This window comes from Rhizobium sp. SU303, from assembly GCF_021052345.1.
GTDB lineage: Bacteria > Pseudomonadota > Alphaproteobacteria > Rhizobiales > Rhizobiaceae > Rhizobium > Rhizobium laguerreae.
Window position 1 is genome coordinate 2,447,113 of record NZ_CP088095.1, and the last position, 13,520, is coordinate 2,460,632.

General features: G+C 61.0%; 13 protein-coding genes. 6 read left to right on the top strand and 7 right to left on the bottom strand.

Going from position 1 to position 13,520, the window contains the following annotated elements:
• The first annotated feature begins 123 nt into the window (after window positions 1-123).
• A complete protein-coding gene (fumC, locus tag RlegSU303_RS12230) occupies window positions 124-1,515 on the top strand; it encodes a class II fumarate hydratase (RefSeq protein WP_131709203.1) in 1,392 nt (463 codons plus the stop codon).
• Between the two features lie 127 nt (window positions 1,516-1,642).
• Here fumC and RlegSU303_RS12235 read toward each other — a convergent pair whose 3' ends face one another.
• Entirely contained in the window at window positions 1,643-2,476 is an 834-nt protein-coding gene (locus RlegSU303_RS12235; RefSeq protein ID WP_065280168.1) for a VCBS domain-containing protein, read from the bottom strand.
• A 193-nt stretch (window positions 2,477-2,669) separates the two neighbouring features.
• Between RlegSU303_RS12235 and RlegSU303_RS12240 the strand changes: the two genes are divergently transcribed.
• Window positions 2,670-4,277, top strand: coding sequence for a fumarate hydratase (locus RlegSU303_RS12240; protein ID WP_131718583.1), 1,608 nt, complete (start codon window positions 2,670-2,672; stop codon window positions 4,275-4,277).
• A gap of 25 nt (window positions 4,278-4,302) precedes the next feature.
• On the opposite strand, the gene RlegSU303_RS12245 is transcribed toward RlegSU303_RS12240, so the two are convergent.
• Complete coding sequence (locus tag RlegSU303_RS12245; protein WP_131718584.1) at window positions 4,303-4,509, bottom strand: hypothetical protein; 207 nt, start codon at window positions 4,507-4,509, stop codon at window positions 4,303-4,305.
• Between the two features lie 347 nt (window positions 4,510-4,856).
• Between RlegSU303_RS12245 and RlegSU303_RS12250 the strand changes: the two genes are divergently transcribed.
• Complete coding sequence (locus tag RlegSU303_RS12250) at window positions 4,857-5,924, top strand: GGDEF domain-containing protein (RefSeq protein WP_131718585.1); 1,068 nt, start codon at window positions 4,857-4,859, stop codon at window positions 5,922-5,924.
• Window positions 5,925-6,221: 297 nt separating this feature from the next.
• Here RlegSU303_RS12250 and RlegSU303_RS12255 read toward each other — a convergent pair whose 3' ends face one another.
• Both RlegSU303_RS12255 and RlegSU303_RS12260 read right to left on the bottom strand, forming a co-directional pair.
• Window positions 6,222-6,833: a pyridoxamine 5'-phosphate oxidase family protein gene (locus RlegSU303_RS12255; protein ID WP_131718586.1), complete on the bottom strand. Its 612-nt coding sequence runs from the start codon at window positions 6,831-6,833 to the stop codon at window positions 6,222-6,224.
• A 37-nt stretch (window positions 6,834-6,870) separates the two neighbouring features.
• Window positions 6,871-7,851: an alpha/beta hydrolase gene (locus RlegSU303_RS12260; protein WP_131718587.1), complete on the bottom strand. Its 981-nt coding sequence runs from the start codon at window positions 7,849-7,851 to the stop codon at window positions 6,871-6,873.
• A gap of 47 nt (window positions 7,852-7,898) precedes the next feature.
• On the opposite strand from RlegSU303_RS12260, the gene RlegSU303_RS12265 reads away from it, so the two are divergent.
• Window positions 7,899-8,366 carry a MarR family winged helix-turn-helix transcriptional regulator gene (locus RlegSU303_RS12265; protein WP_131718588.1) on the top strand — a complete coding sequence of 156 codons (468 nt, stop codon included), beginning with the start codon at window positions 7,899-7,901 and terminating at the stop codon, window positions 8,364-8,366.
• A 3-nt stretch (window positions 8,367-8,369) separates the two neighbouring features.
• On the opposite strand, the gene RlegSU303_RS12270 is transcribed toward RlegSU303_RS12265, so the two are convergent.
• Window positions 8,370-9,560 (bottom strand): low temperature requirement protein A, encoded by a 1,191-nt coding sequence (locus RlegSU303_RS12270; RefSeq protein ID WP_131718589.1) that lies wholly within the window; start codon window positions 9,558-9,560, stop codon window positions 8,370-8,372.
• A gap of 62 nt (window positions 9,561-9,622) precedes the next feature.
• Window positions 9,623-9,997, bottom strand: coding sequence for a gamma-butyrobetaine hydroxylase-like domain-containing protein (locus tag RlegSU303_RS12275; protein WP_131628936.1), 375 nt, complete (start codon window positions 9,995-9,997; stop codon window positions 9,623-9,625).
• A gap of 135 nt (window positions 9,998-10,132) precedes the next feature.
• Between RlegSU303_RS12275 and moaA the strand changes: the two genes are divergently transcribed.
• Window positions 10,133-11,179, top strand: coding sequence for a GTP 3',8-cyclase MoaA (moaA, locus tag RlegSU303_RS12280; protein ID WP_131718590.1), 1,047 nt, complete (start codon window positions 10,133-10,135; stop codon window positions 11,177-11,179).
• 299 nt (window positions 11,180-11,478) lie between these two features.
• Here moaA and RlegSU303_RS12285 read toward each other — a convergent pair whose 3' ends face one another.
• Window positions 11,479-12,264, bottom strand: a complete 786-nt coding sequence (locus RlegSU303_RS12285; RefSeq protein WP_026158713.1) for a class I SAM-dependent methyltransferase — start codon at window positions 12,262-12,264, stop codon at window positions 11,479-11,481.
• 113 nt (window positions 12,265-12,377) lie between these two features.
• On the opposite strand from RlegSU303_RS12285, the gene RlegSU303_RS12290 reads away from it, so the two are divergent.
• The gene (locus tag RlegSU303_RS12290; protein ID WP_017960728.1) at window positions 12,378-13,514 is read left to right on the top strand and encodes an ABC transporter substrate-binding protein; all 1,137 of its coding nucleotides are present in this window, start codon (window positions 12,378-12,380) and stop codon (window positions 13,512-13,514) included.
• Window positions 13,515-13,520: the final 6 nt, after the last annotated feature.

The window sequence follows — 13,520 nt, forward strand, 5'->3', positions numbered from 1 at the left end:
CAAACATGACTTCCGATTTCAATATTTCGCGCGGGGTCCAGTTTTCTTGTCGGACTTTCCAACCTATAAGACCTCATCTTTCGAAAATGCCCGAAAACAGCATGTAAAGGGAAGGCAAGGCCAATGACCGCAACCCGCACCGAAACCGATACTTTTGGCCCGATCGAGGTCGCCGCCGACCGATATTGGGGCGCCCAGGCCGAGCGTTCGCTCGGCAATTTCAAGATCGGCTGGGAAAAGCAGCCGCTGTCGATCGTGCGCGCGCTCGGCATCGTCAAGCAGGCCGCCGCCCGCGCCAACATGTCGCTCGACCAGCTCGATCCTGCCCTCGGCAAAGCGGTCGTCGACGCCGCCCAGGAGGTAATCGACGGCAAGCTGAACGACCACTTTCCGCTGGTCGTCTGGCAGACCGGTTCAGGCACGCAGTCCAATATGAATGCCAACGAAGTGATCTCCAATCGTGCGATAGAAATGCTCGGCGGCGTCATGGGTTCCAAGAAGCCAGTGCACCCGAATGATCACGTCAACATGAGCCAGTCGTCGAACGACACCTATCCGACGGCCATGCACATCGCCTGCGCCGAGCAGATCGCCCATCACCTGCTGCCGGCCCTGAAGCACCTGCATGCCGCCCTCGACATGAAGGTCACCGAATTCAGCCACATCATCAAGATCGGCCGCACCCACACCCAGGATGCGACGCCGCTGACGCTCGGCCAGGAATTTTCGGGTTATGCCGCCCAGGTCGGCTCCGCCATCAAGCGCATCGAAATGACCCTGCCCGGCCTTTGCGAGCTCGCCCAGGGCGGTACTGCCGTCGGCACCGGCCTCAATGCGCCGCTGGGTTTTGCCGAAAAGGTCGCCGAAGAGATCGCCGCCATCACAGGCATGCCTTTCGTCACTGCGCCGAACAAGTTCGAGGCGCTCGCCTCGCATGACAGCATGGTCTTTTCGCACGGCGCCATCAATGCGGCAGCCGCCGCCCTCTTCAAGATCGCCAACGACATCCGTTTGCTCGGCTCAGGCCCGCGCGCCGGCCTCGGCGAGCTGGCGCTGCCGGAAAACGAGCCCGGCTCCTCGATCATGCCCGGCAAGGTCAATCCGACCCAGTGCGAGGCGCTGACCCAGGTCTGCATCCATATCTTCGGCAACAACGCGGCTCTGACCTTCGCCGACAGCCAGGGCCATTTCGAACTCAACGTCTACAATCCGATGATGGCCTATAATTTCCTGCAGTCGGTGCAGCTGCTCGCCGACGCCGCCGTCTCCTTCACCGACAATTGCGTCGTCGGCATCGAGGCGCGTGAAGACAATATCAAGGCCGGCCTCGAACGCTCGCTGATGCTGGTCACGGCACTTGCTCCGAAGATCGGCTACGACGCAGCCGCCAAGATCGCCAAGACTGCCCATAAGAACGGCACGACGCTTAAGGAAGAGGCCCTCGCCAGCGGCCTGGTGACGTCGGAAGAATATGATGCAATCGTGCGCCCGGAAACGATGATCGGGCCGAAATAGGACGGGGGCGCTGCCCCTCATCCGGCTGCCGCCACCAACGGGGTCGAGCCACAGGTCTCGACCCGTCCTTCGGACCCCCGCTCGCGGGGAGAAGGGGATATGCCGCAACGCCTCGAATCCCTCCAGCCTATAGCAAGGCAAACAGCGAAAAGTTGTCCATCACGACGGAATTGCCCATGAAATCGAACCGGATTTCTTCGATGTCTTCGAGATTGACCTCGAGAGTGGGGCCGGTGACCTCGAGCTCCTGCTGATAAACGATCTGGCCGTCGTTCAGCGCGGTGAGCGTCAGGTGAAAGGGCGCTGCCGACAATTCGGCAATCGAAACGCTCTGAAAGGTGAATTCCCCGCCATCGAGCATTTTCAAGCTTACGGGCGCAGAACCCGGCGATAGAACGGTATCGCTGAAACCGTCCTCGGTGATGGCGTCGACACCCGGGATGGTATCATAGACATACCCGTTCAGAAGCGTCACCTCGTGGCTTCCATTCACCGAGAGCGCAAAGTTGCGATAATCAGGCAGAGAGAAATTATCGGCCCTCGATGTGACGCCCAAATCGTCGAAATCCAGGATTTCGTGGTATTTTTCGCCTTCGTTGACGCCGTCGATCGCAAGGGTCAGCACGCCGAGGTCCGTGCCCCCTGAGCCATCGGACATCTTGAAGCTCAGCTTCTCGATGAGCTGATCGTATTTCGTTAAATTTTTCACGACGTCGAGCGTGTAGTCCAGCTCGTACTCGAAGTGACCGTCAGGTTTCAGTTTGAAGGTTCCGTATTCGCCCCTTATGATCGTTTCGTGGTCAGGCCCATGTTTGGCGTCGATACGCACGCCATTGACGAAGCGAACATACATGTCCGCTCCCTCGGGATCGCTGGAGAGGCGCAGCAGATTCCCACGGATCCAATTGTCTTCGAAAAAAACGAGAAGGTCGTCGACAGCAGTTGGCTTTGCATTTGTCATAGGAAGCCCCGGCAGGTTAACGCTGCCGGGAATATGTACTGGCCTCCAACAGAAGGCAACTTGAAGTCGTCTTTTTGTCGGACCGATTTCGACGGTTCGCCTCATCCGCCGCGCGTGGTCCCGATTGCATTTGCCCGGCGGCAGATTTAGACCGGTTCCAATCTAGCGACGCCCTACCAGAAAGGTCACTTCGATGGCTGACGATCTCTTCCCCCTCGGCAAGGATACCACCCCCTATCGCAAGCTCAGCGGCGACCATGTCTCGGTCGACACGTTCAAGGGCCAGGAGATCCTGACCGTCGAGCCGGAGGGGATCCGCCTGCTGGCCGAAACCGCCTTTGCCGACATCAACCACCTGCTGCGTCCCGGCCATTTGAAGCAGCTCGCCTCGATCCTCGACGATCCGGAAGCGACCGACAATGACCGTTTCGTCGCCTACGATCTCTTGAAGAACGCCAATATCGCCGCCGGCGGCGTGCTGCCCATGTGCCAGGATACCGGCACGGCGATCATCATGGGCAAGAAAGGCCGCAGGGTCTGGACCGAGGGCGAGGATACGGCAGCGCTCGCCCGCGGCGTCATGGACGCCTACGAGAAGAAGAACCTGCGTTACTCGCAGCTCGCGCCGGTCAAAATGTTCGAGGAGAGGAATACCAGAAACAATCTGCCGGCCCAGATCGACATCTACGAGGAAGGCACCGACGCCTACGAATTCCTCTTTATCGCCAAGGGCGGCGGCTCGGCCAACAAGACCTTCCTCTACCAGGGCACGCCCTCGCTTTTGACCCATGACCGCATGATCGACTTCCTTAAGGAGAAGATCCTGACGTTAGGGACGGCAGCCTGTCCTCCCTACCATCTGGCGATCGTCATCGGCGGCACCTCGGCAGAGATGAACCTGAAGACCGTCAAGCTCGCCTCCACCCGCTATCTCGACGAGCTGCCGACCGAAGGTTCCGAGAGCGGCCATGCCTTCCGCGACATCGAGATGGAGAAGGAAATCCACAAGCTGACCCAGCAGATGGGCGTCGGCGCCCAGTTCGGCGGCAAGTATTTCTGTCATGACGTACGTGTCATCCGCCTGCCCCGCCACGGCGCCTCGCTGCCGATCGGCCTCGGCGTCTCCTGTTCCGCCGACCGTCAGGTCAAGGGCCGCATCACCCGCGACGGCATCTTTGTCGAACAGCTCGAAACCGATCCGTCGAAATACATGCCCGAGATCGACGAGGCGAAGCTCTCGGAATCGACGGTGCGCATTGATCTCAACCGGCCGATGGCCGAGGTTCTGGCCGAACTCTCCAGGCATCCCGTCAAGACGCGCCTGTCCTTGACCGGCACCATCATCGTTGCCCGCGACCTAGCGCACGCCAAGATCCGCGAACGGCTGGAAAAGGGCGAAGGCATGCCCGATTACCTGAAAAACCACCCGGTCTATTATGCCGGTCCGGCTAAGACGCCGGCCGGTTACGCCTCCGGCTCGTTCGGCCCGACAACGGCCGGCCGCATGGATAGTTACGTCGACCAGTTCCAGTCCTTCGGCGGCTCGATGGTGATGCTCGCCAAGGGCAATCGTTCGCGCGCCGTGCGCGAAGCCTGCAAGAAACACGGCGGCTTCTATCTAGGCTCCATCGGTGGCCCCGCCGCCCGTCTTGCCCAGGACTGTATCCGCAAGGTCGAGGTTTTCGAATATCCCGAACTCGGCATGGAAGCGGTCTGGAAGATCGAAGTCGAAGACTTCCCCGCCTTCATCGTCATCGACGACAAGGGTAATGATTTCTTCCAGGAGCTGAATTTGGGGTGATGGGCAGGCTGAGCTGACGCCTGCTCTACCGTGCCGACGCCTTATCCGACGCGCTGACATTCCGCGCCGTCACCGCCTCGCCCACACCCACCACATCCCCGGCATCGACCCTTGCCAGGATCTCCGTGCGGAAAGCGCCGGCGAAGAAGCCGGTGTGCTCCAGCAGCACGGTGCCGGCGGCGAGGACGGTGAAGGCGAGGATAGCGAAAGAAATATGACGAGAGGTTTCCACGATCTCACGCCCTGGCTTGCAGGCTACGATCGGGTTTGCCACCAAGAAATATCACGCCGAAATACCGAGACTGCAATACGAAACGGCCAAAACCAACTGTCGACAAGATGAATACGGTCTCCAGCAGAGAAGAACTGCAAGTTTTTCAGACACTGTACCCGCTCAGCGAGTATGCACTGTCTCACCAAAGATACGTTTTTCCATGGAGAATCATAGGCCTGATCGAAGTATTACCCCACGGGGCATTTGTCGTATGTAATCTTTGGTATATATCGCTTTAATCTTTTCCCAAGAAATTTAAGCTAACAAATAGAATATTGCCTTTGAATATATGAGGAGTTCGCCGGATGAATACGGCTGTCGCGCCCAAGGTGCCGGTTCCCGACGTTGCGGGTCAGATCACCTATGCCATGCGCTCCATGGGCGTCGCGCCGATACCGCGCAATTACCAACTCTTCTACGAGGCCTATATCGGCTCCAATCCAGCCCTCACCCGCGACCTTGCGGCCCTCGGCGGCCAGGTGACCCAAGCCGAACTCGATGCGCTCGGCGCGCAGCACTTCACCCACAGCCCGGCCCGTGTCTTCGACGATGCCCATACGCGCATATCAGGCGAGCTCGATGGCCTGCTGCGCATTCTCAGGCAGGAGCAGAGTTCGCTCGAAAGTTATACCAGGCTGCTCGGCGAGACCCACAAGCGCATCACCTCCAAGAGCAATGCCAGCGTCGAACTGATCGAAAACGCGATCGATCTCCTGAGCCAGGCAACCGGCGACACCATGGCGCATGGCGAACGCACCGTCGAGGACGTCGTCCAGCGCTCGCAGGAGATGGATCAGGTCCGCAAGGAACTCGACGAATACAAGCGCATCGCCAACACCGACTCGCTGACGCGCCTTTCCAACCGCCGCGCCTTCGACGACCGCCTCGCCGCCATCTTCGACAACTCGAGCATGCGGCCGGTGACGGCGCTGCTGCTCTGCGACATCGACAATTTCAAGAAGATAAACGACACCTACGGCCATCCGGTCGGCGACAAGGTGCTCGCCACCGTCGCTTCCGTCATCCGCAGCAATGTCCGTCGCGACATCTTCGTCGCCCGCACCGGCGGCGAGGAGTTCGCCCTCATCATCGATGGCAACACGCCCGAGGAAGTCACCGGCATCGCCGAGCGCATCCGCCGCACGCTGGAGACGACACCCTTCAAGAATTCCCGCACGCGGGTGAATTACGGTCCGGTCACCGTCTCGATCGGCATCTGCATGGCCTCCAGCGCCGGGGATGCCGGCGAACTCTACAGCAAAACCGACATCGCGCTCTACGGCGCCAAGAATGCCGGCCGCAACTGCACCATCCTCTATCAGGACGGCATGCAAAAGGATTTCACCAAGAGCTGGCTGATTTATAAGACGTGAGGGTAATCGGTCGCCGTGCGCACGCTGTCACCACAAGGTGACGGCTTAGACTGTTGTCCGGTTCGCGCCGATGGCTCCCTCGTCCGCCAGGAGTCCGAGGGAACGGACGAGGTAGCCGCTTGCTCCCTCATTCCTGTGCCTGTCACAGGAATCCAGCCACCGCGCGTCTGCGCGGTGAATAACTCTTTGCGACCGTGAAAATGTCTTCCGCGCCCAAGGACTTGGGCGCACTGGATTCCTGTGACAAACACAGGAATGAGGGAAGAGAGGTGGGTGTCAGCTTCTCGGCACCACACCCTACCACATCGTCTTCGCCGCCCGCCCCTGCCATTCCCGGTCGTAGGTTTCCTGGTCGAAGTCGCCGGTCGCTGCCTTCAGCATCTGTCCTGGCGTCGGCAACTTCGCCGGATCGGCGAAGTGTTCTCCATTCCAGAGCTCGGCCCGCATCACGGCGCGCGCGCATTGGAAATAGACCTCGTCGATCGAAATGACGACGACGGTGCGCGGGTGTTTGCCGTCCATCTCGAAGCTCGAAAGCAGCGCCTCATCGTCGGAGACGACGCCGCGGCCGTTGATGCGCATCGTCGTATTCGAGCCGGGGATCAGGAACATCAGCGCCAGGCGCGGATCGCGCACGATGTTGGAGAGCGAATCGACCCGGTTGTTGCCGCGCCAATCCGGCAGATGCAACGTCTCATCGTCGACGACGCGCACCACGCCGCCGAGATCGCCGCGCGGTGAACAATCGAGCCCTTCCGGCCCGACGGTCGCAAGCGCCGCAAATGGTGAGATCTCGATCATCTCCCGATAGAGCGGGGTCAATTGCTTCGTCACCTTGGTGACGGAGGCCGGCGAAAGTCCGGCGCCATAGATCGTGTTGAGCTCTTCGATGCTGCTGATGATTTTCATGAGGCGTCCCGCCGCGGCTTGATCTTCGCGACGGACGCTACAATGCCGCGCGTTTTGCCGGAAGCTCAAAAAACGGAATGATCTCCGCATCTTTTTTGATGCTTTCATCAGGCGCTTCACCTACGCCCCGATCGCCGCCGAGAAAAGCCGCGATCGCGGCAAGAACCGGCGCGGCGCCAATGATGCGCCGGTGGCCGAAGCCGTTCGCCCAGAGAAGCCGAACGCCCTTCCCCGCCGCGCCATAGCGCCTGGCATGGAGAGACGACACCTCCTTGTCATCTTCGGCATGGATGACGAGCACCGGCCGGCCGATGACGCCCGCCGCCTCGCCGGCGTCGAAATCCTCAAGTCTCCGTCCGGTGACGCGATGGACCTCGTTCTCCAGTGCCGCTTGCGCTGCAGGGCGAAGATTGACCATCCGGCCGAAATCGGTAAACAGCCAGCCCATCTCGCTCGGCGCACCGATCAGCACAAGTCTCTCCGTGGTGACAGGCGCCGCGCCAGGCAGCAGGCCTGCCGCCGAGACCATCAATGCCGCACCGCCGAAGGAATGGCCGATCGCCGCATCGAATGCGCCGAAGCGCGCCTCCGCCGCCGCGATCGTCTCGACCGCAAGCCCCATATGAAGGAAGCGCCCGCCGGAGCGGCCGTGGCCGGGAAAATCGAGCGCCACGACTTCCGCGCCCGTTGCCGCAAGCATCGAGACGAGTTCGGCCATATAGGCCGCGCTCGATCCCCAGCCATGTGTCACCAGGTAGCGCTTGCGTTTGCCCCTCGCCCCGCCGTTCAGCCGATAGGCATGCGCTTGGCGCCCGCCGGAAAGCCTGAGGGTGAAGCGTTCGGCGCCGGCAAGCCGGGCCGCGCCCGCTGCATGCGCCGCCCTCGCCTTTGCTCCCTTCGGCTTTGCCGATCGCGTCCGGCAGAACAGCCGGAACGCCGCTCTGCCTGCCAGATCAGGAGAAACCGCCTGCAGAACCGAAAACCCGAGGCGGGTGACGTCAAGCGCAAAGTTTGCCATAGTGGGATTCCAAAAGACTGTTCAACACTGAACAATAAAGTACAACGATGAACAAAAATCAATCCCTTCCCTGGGATCACCCGCGTTTTCGCAGCTGGATCGCGGTGGCTCGCGCCTGCCAGCTCATGCAACAATCCCTGGCCCGCTCGCTTGCCGATCTCGACATCAAGCCGCCGCACCTCGATATCCTGGTCAATCTCTATCGTTTCGAAGGTATCTCGCAGCAGGAGCTGGCGCGCAAGCTGCTGGTCGGCCGCTCCAATATGAGCATGCTGCTGCCGCAGATGGAAAAGCGCGGTCTGCTCCTTCGCCGCGATGACGAGCGCGACAAGCGCGTGCTGCGCCTCTATTTGACGCCAGAGGGTCGAAAGCTGAGTGAGGAAGCCATGGCCATCCAGACCGGCCTCATCGATCGCGTGCTGTCGGATGAGCCGATAGATCAATGCATGGCGACTGCCGATTCGATGGAGCGGATCATCACCGTGCTGCTGAAAGATCTGCGCGACGAGGACTGATGTTCAATGCAGCGTCGGCGCTGCCTCCGTACCGGTCAGCGAGCGGTATTCCCAGGCGGCGACGACGATCAGCACCAGCGTCGCGAGAATACCCATCAGATAGACCTCGATGAAGGGCGCGACAAAGGCAAGCAGGATCAAAAACACCAGGCCGGCGAGATGCGAGAGCGGCATCCGCCCGCTGGTCGCGCCCTTGAACCAGAGATTGCCGATCAGGAACAGGCCGGAGCCGCCGAGCACGGCCGCGGCGATACCAAGATTGCCGGTCTCATGCGGATGCGAAAACATGAACTCGACCGCGACCGCATGGACGATGATGCCGGCGAGGATAGGGATATGCCCATAGGTGAAGGCCTGCCGCGCCAGGCTGCCCGGCGTCTCTTCATGCTCGATGCGGTGGGCGGCGCGCCCGTGGCCGAAGCGGAAGTAGAGCCACCACATGGCGACCGTGCCGATGAAGGCGGTGACGAAGACGACGCCGGTCAGCCCCGAGAACGGCAGCTCCGCAAAGGTGCGGCCGGAAACGAGGATTGCCTCGCCGAGGCAGATGATGACGAAGAGCGCGCAGCGCTCGGCCATATGCGCGCCGGAAACGTCCCAGTCCCGCGCCGTCGAGCGGCCGAGCCCCGGCACGGCAAAGCCCGCGGCCGGCCCGGCATATTCGATCGCAAGCGCTATCACCCAGGCGATCGGCCGGGCTTCATGCTCGAGCAGCCCGCCGGCAATCCAGAAGACCCCTGCTGCCACGAGCCAGGCGGTGATGCGGACGAAATTCAAAGTATTGGCGCGGTCGACGCGCGTCATCGCATAGGTGGCAAACAGCGAGCGCCCAACCTGCATCGCCACATAGGCGCCGGCAAACAGCAGGCCCTTGTCGCCGAAAGCCTCGGGGATGGAGGCAGACAGCAGCAGCCCGAGCATCATCAGCGCCACCAGCATCCCGCGCACCGGCATCTTGTCCGGATCGAGCCAGTTCGTCACCCAGGCGGTGAAAATCCACACCCACCAGACGGCGAAGGTCATCAGCGCCGCTTCGGCAGCACCGAGCGGCGTATAGTGGGCGGCAAGCGCATGCGAGAGCTGCGAGATCGAAAAGACGAAGACCAGATCGAAGAACAGTTCGAGGAAGGTCACCTTGTTGCCGCTGGCGCTGCCCTTGGCGCGCAGCCAGTTCTTTCCGTTCGTTTTCGCCACATGGCCCCCCGATGGCTGGAATTATGGGTCTATTGAATGTGATAGCGGCGCTCTCGTGAGCCTCAGCGTGGCTTCTCCGCCGTATCGCGGTTCATGCCCTTTTCGCTCAGCTCGGCCTCATAGGCGGAAAACAGCTCAGCGCCCCGTTCACCCAGTTCGCGCAGATAGGTCCAGGTGTAGATGCCGGTATCATGCATGTCGTCGAAGCCGATCCGAACCGCATAATTGCCGGTCGGCATCATCGAGATGATCGCAACATTGCGTTTGCCGGGCACCGTCACCTTCTGCCCCGGCCCGTGGCCCTGCACCTCGGCCGAGGGCGACAGCACACGCAACAGCTCGGCCGACAGGTCGAAGCTCTGGCCGTCGTTGAAGGTCACCACCAGCCGCTGCCTGTCTTTCGAGACGCGAAGTTCGCTCGGCCAGATATCGCTCATCATTTTGTCCTCTTCTCATGCGAGGAGTAGGCGCTGATCTTTTTCAGCGCAAGCTGAAATTGGCATGCTGGCGCGGCTGTTTCCCTTGACGCGACAATAGCATATGCCCACATTGATGAGAGTACGGAGATACAGGTGAACACCAGAGTCGGAACGATAGGCAATGCATCGCCGCTGGTGGCGGATGCACACCCGATGATCGACCCCTTCGGGCGGGCGGTCACCTATCTCCGCGTCTCCGTCACCGACCGCTGCGATTTCCGCTGCACCTATTGCATGGCGGAGAATATGACCTTTCTGCCGAAGAAGGATCTTTTGACGCTGGAAGAGCTCGACCGGCTCTGTTCCGCCTTCATCGCCAAGGGTGTCAGCAAGATCAGGCTGACCGGCGGCGAACCCTTGGTGCGCAAGAACATCATGTATCTGGTGCGCCAGCTCGGCCAGAAGATCGGCTCCGGCCTCGACGAATTGACGCTGACCACCAACGGCTCACAGCTTTCCCGCCATGCCGAGGAGCTCTATGATTGCGGCGTGCGCCGGATCAACGTCTCGCTAGATACGCTCGACCCCGACAAGTTCCGCAAGATCACCCGCTGGGGCGATTTCGCCAAAGTCATGGAAGGCATCGACGCCGCTCAGAAAGCCGGGCTGAAGATCAAGCTCAATGCCGTGGCGCTGAAGGATTTTAACGATGCCGAGATGCCGGAGCTGCTGCGCTTCGCCCATGGCCGCGGCATGGATCTCACCGTCATCGAAACCATGCCGATGGGCGAGATCGAAGAAGACCGCACCGACCAGTATCTGCCGCTTTCGAAACTGCGCGCCGATCTCGAAGAGCAGTTCACCCTTGCTGACATCGATTACCAGACCGGCGGCCCGGCGCGTTACGTCAGGGTCGAAGAAACCGGCGGCCGCCTTGGCTTCATCACGCCGATGACCCATAATTTCTGCGAGAGCTGCAACCGCGTCCGCCTCACCTGCACCGGCACGCTCTACATGTGCCTCGGCCAGAACGACGCCGCCGATCTCCGCGCCGCACTCCGCGCCACCGAAGACGACGCCCTCCTTCACACCGCCATCGACGAAGCCATCACCCGCAAACCCAAAGGCCACGACTTCATCATCGACCGCACGCATAACCGTCCGGCCGTGGCCAGGCATATGAGCGTCACCGGAGGGTGAGGCCCGGTCCCCGCAAAGCGGGGAGCGATCGATCCAGTGAATCGATCGCGGGGCCGAACGCCCTGAGCCCCGCGAAGGGTCGGGATACGGTGCGGCAGTCTCCCTCTTATCTTCTCCCCAGCGGGGAGAAGGTGGCCCGCAGGGTCGGATGAGGGGGGCCGCACGGCACACCCTTCATTGCCCTTCGCTTGCGCTCAGCGCATTCGCGGCTTCGCCGCTCACCCCCTCATCTGCCCTGAAGGGCATCTTCTCCCCGCTGGGGAGAAGAGGGAGCAAGCCGCAGCATCACCGCCAACCCATCACCCAGGCTTGCGCGCACAGACCGCAAACCGGTCCTGCACCATGCGCTCCAGCCCGCGCAGGAACGGCATCTTGCGGGCCTGCGCCCAATGGATAGCGGCAAGTTTGCGGTCGATGACAATATCCGCAAAACCGGCTTGGCGCAAAAGATCGACGACGGCTTCGGCTGGCATCTGGTTGGAGAAATGCACGCGTGAGCGGATCTTCTGGTGCCGCGCCATCATTTCCGGCGTCATGTGGCTCGCCGGCGGTTTGCCGGTCACCTGCGTCCAGAGCTTCTGCAGGCCCTTGACCCAGGTTTCCTTGCCCATATTGCCGTCGAGGATCAGCACCTTGCCGCCCGGCTTCAATACCGAGAACCATTCCTTAAAGGCCGAAGCCGGATCGACCAGCGTCCAGACGAGATGGCGGTTGGTGATGACGTCGTAACTGTCCTTGGGCTCCATGGTGTTTTCGGCGTCGCCGGAAACGAAACGAATATCGGTGCCGCGCTTCTTCGCCTTGGCGCGCGCCTGCGCCAGCATCGCATCCGACCAGTCCAACCCGGTCACCTTGAAGCCGACATCGTTCATCAGATGCGAAATCACGGCGGTGCCGCAAGCAAGATCGAGGGCTGCACGTCCTTCGCCCTCGCCGAGATGTTTTTTGATCAGCCGCTGCCAGCCCTTCCGCTCCGCTTCCGAAAAGATTTCATGGCCTACGCTCTGGTCGAAGGTCGCCGCCCGTTCCGACCAGAAGTCGCGGATTTCGTCTCGGATGGAGTAATTGGTATTCATGGAATTCATCGCAGCCCCCGGCACGGCATCAGTTTGGAAACGCTCTAAAACATATAACTTGATTCACAAAGTCATATTTCCTATGCCTGCGGACATTATTCAGACCTCGGGGGAATTTCCAGATGAATTTCGTGAAAACGCTCGCAGCCTCAGCATTCGCCGTTGCGGGCCTGATGCCGCTTTCGGCGCCTGCGCAATCCTTTACCATCAAGGATGTGGCCGGTCGTGAAGTGAGCTTCGACAAGCCGGTCGAGCGAGTGATCCTTGGGGAAGGCCGCATGCTCTACGCCGTCGCGCCGATCGAGAAGGACGATCCCTTCGCCAAGATCGTCGGCTGGCGCAACGATCTCTGGACCACCGACAAGGACGGCTTCAACGCCTATGTCGAGAAGTTTCCGAAGGGCAAGGACCTGCCCTTCCTCGGCAACCTGACTGACGGCACGCTGCAGACCGAAACAGTCGTCAAGCTGGATCCCGACGTGCTGCTGCTGCCGATCGGCAACAAGACGGCCGCCGACGAAGTGAAGCTCGAGGACAAGCTCGCCGGCATCGGCGTGAAGATCGTCTATATTGATTTCCGCGAGCACATTCTCGCCAACACCGAGCCGAGCCTGAAGATCCTCGGCCAGATCTTCGGCCATGAGGACCGCGCCGAAGCCGTCGCCAGCTTCTGGAAAGAGCAGATGGCCCGTGTGGCGGACAAGCTGAAGGCCGCCAATCCGCCGAAGCCGAATGTCTTCATGTATCGCGCCGCAGGTCTGGTGGAGTGCTGCGGCACTTTCGGTCCCGACAATTTCGGCCTGATGGTCGATTGGGCCGGCGGCCACAATCTCGGCTCCGATTTCCTGCCTGGCTATACCGGCTCGATCAATGCCGAGCAGGTCGTCGCCTCCAATCCTGACGTCATCGTCGTCACCGGCTCCAATTGGAGCCAGACCAAGAATGCCAAGGACTTTGTGAATGTCGGCCCGAATGCGGCAGCCACCTTCGACGACAGCCGCAAGGCGCTGAACACGCTGATGGAAAACCCTGCCTTCACCGGCTCCAGAGCGGTTGCCGGCGGCAATGTCCATGCGATCTGGCACCAGTTCTATACCAGCCCCTATCAGTTCGTCGCCGTGCAGCAGCTGGCCAAGTGGTTCCATCCGAACCTCTTTGCCGATCTCGATCCCGATGCCACCTTCAAGGAATTCCACGAAAAATTCCTGCCGGTCGCCTACCAGCCGGGTTACTGGGTCGACGCCAAGGCGGGTCAGTAATCCGAA

Bases quoted from the DNA above. Each gene is read 5' to 3' on its own strand.
- fumC (WP_131709203.1), top strand. From the start codon at position 124: ATGACCGCAACCCGCACCGAAACCGATACTTTTGGCCCGATCGAGGTC.
- RlegSU303_RS12235 (WP_065280168.1), bottom strand. From the start codon at position 2,476: ATGACAAATGCAAAGCCAACTGCTGTCGACGACCTTCTCGTTTTTTTC.
- RlegSU303_RS12240 (WP_131718583.1), top strand. From the start codon at position 2,670: ATGGCTGACGATCTCTTCCCCCTCGGCAAGGATACCACCCCCTATCGC.
- RlegSU303_RS12250 (WP_131718585.1), top strand. From the start codon at position 4,857: ATGAATACGGCTGTCGCGCCCAAGGTGCCGGTTCCCGACGTTGCGGGT.
- RlegSU303_RS12255 (WP_131718586.1), bottom strand. From the start codon at position 6,833: ATGAAAATCATCAGCAGCATCGAAGAGCTCAACACGATCTATGGCGCC.
- RlegSU303_RS12260 (WP_131718587.1), bottom strand. From the start codon at position 7,851: ATGGCAAACTTTGCGCTTGACGTCACCCGCCTCGGGTTTTCGGTTCTG.
- RlegSU303_RS12265 (WP_131718588.1), top strand. From the start codon at position 7,899: ATGAACAAAAATCAATCCCTTCCCTGGGATCACCCGCGTTTTCGCAGC.
- RlegSU303_RS12275 (WP_131628936.1), bottom strand. From the start codon at position 9,997: ATGAGCGATATCTGGCCGAGCGAACTTCGCGTCTCGAAAGACAGGCAG.
- RlegSU303_RS12285 (WP_026158713.1), bottom strand. From the start codon at position 12,264: ATGAATTCCATGAATACCAATTACTCCATCCGAGACGAAATCCGCGAC.
- RlegSU303_RS12290 (WP_017960728.1), top strand. From the start codon at position 12,378: ATGAATTTCGTGAAAACGCTCGCAGCCTCAGCATTCGCCGTTGCGGGC.